This is a genomic window from Acidocella aminolytica 101 = DSM 11237 (assembly GCF_900129125.1).
GTDB lineage: Bacteria > Pseudomonadota > Alphaproteobacteria > Acetobacterales > Acetobacteraceae > Acidocella > Acidocella aminolytica.
The window spans coordinates 1-1,098 of record NZ_FQVJ01000105.1; the positions used below are offsets into that span (position 1 = coordinate 1).

1 protein-coding gene is annotated in these 1,098 nt (G+C 60.0%); it reads left to right on the forward strand.

Annotated elements, in window-relative coordinates; genetic code table 11:
- Positions 1-88 precede the first annotated feature (88 nt).
- On the forward strand, positions 89-1,072 hold the full coding sequence (locus BUB54_RS19810) for a helix-turn-helix domain-containing protein (protein WP_048880634.1): 984 nt from the start codon (positions 89-91) through the stop codon (positions 1,070-1,072).
- Positions 1,073-1,098: the final 26 nt, after the last annotated feature.

The window sequence follows — 1,098 nt, forward strand, 5'->3', positions numbered from 1 at the left end:
AAGCCACAACCGCGCCCGGCACTGAAAAGCCGGGTTTTGTCTGTCATTGGTCTGAAATTTCTGGACATTCGCATTTAGTTGCTAAGGAATGGGCCTTACCAGTGGGGCGGGGGCGATTCGCGCTTCCGTCCCCCTGGGGCATGGCGGCGATGGTTGCCGCCGTGCGGGGTCAACCTTCTGGCTGGAGATTCATAGCCCAGAAATAGCAAAGCCCGCCGAAGGGGCGGGCCGTGCATACCGGCAAGGGCCGGAGAATACATCATCTGATAAATGTGTTTTCTCCCACCTTTCCGTCTTTTGCAAGAGGATTCTTGCCACGGGCGGACTTGTGCCGATTTCCGGCCGCTTCGGGCGGGTTGCTGTGCAACTCGACGGAGATTTCATGACTTCAATTGCTGTATTGCCGGGGCGTTTCAGCCGCAGGCGCGAGAAGGTTTTCGGGCATGGCGGGGGGCAACCGCTGGACCGCAACGCCAAGGCGCGGATCATGGTTTACGCGCGGGCCTGGTCCACCCGGCATCGCCGGCCGGGGCAGCACCGGGGACCGTTGACGCGGGCCACGCTGGAGGTTCTGGAGGCGCTTCTATGGGGCTTCCACAATAGCCGGGATGGGCGGTGCTTCCCGAGCTACGAGACGATAGCCCTGCGGGCGCAGTGCTGCCGCGACACGGTTTACGAGGCGATCCGGGCACTGGAGGCGGCGGAGATCCTCACCTGGGTCAACCGGCTGATCCGGGTTCAGCACCGGGAGCTGGATCTGTTCGGGAAGCTGGCGCTGCGCTCGCGCCTGGTCCGCACCAGCAACGCCTATGTATTCCGCGATCCACTGCCCTGTGCCTCCCATGCGCAGGATCGAGGCCGTGCGGAAGGCCGGGACGGGCAGGGGAGGAAGGAGGCATTTGCCGGGGGTTCCTTTGCTTCATCTTCTAAGTCGGAAAATCCCCCTAGAACCCTGAATCAAGATTTTTTTTATCTTTCTACAACATCTCCAAAGCCGAAAGACGAGCTGGCAATTGCCCTTTCCCGGCTCAAATCCGCCATGGAAGCCAAGGAAAATAGCATGAAACGGTAAATCGCTTCGCGATTTCAGTTTTAAAA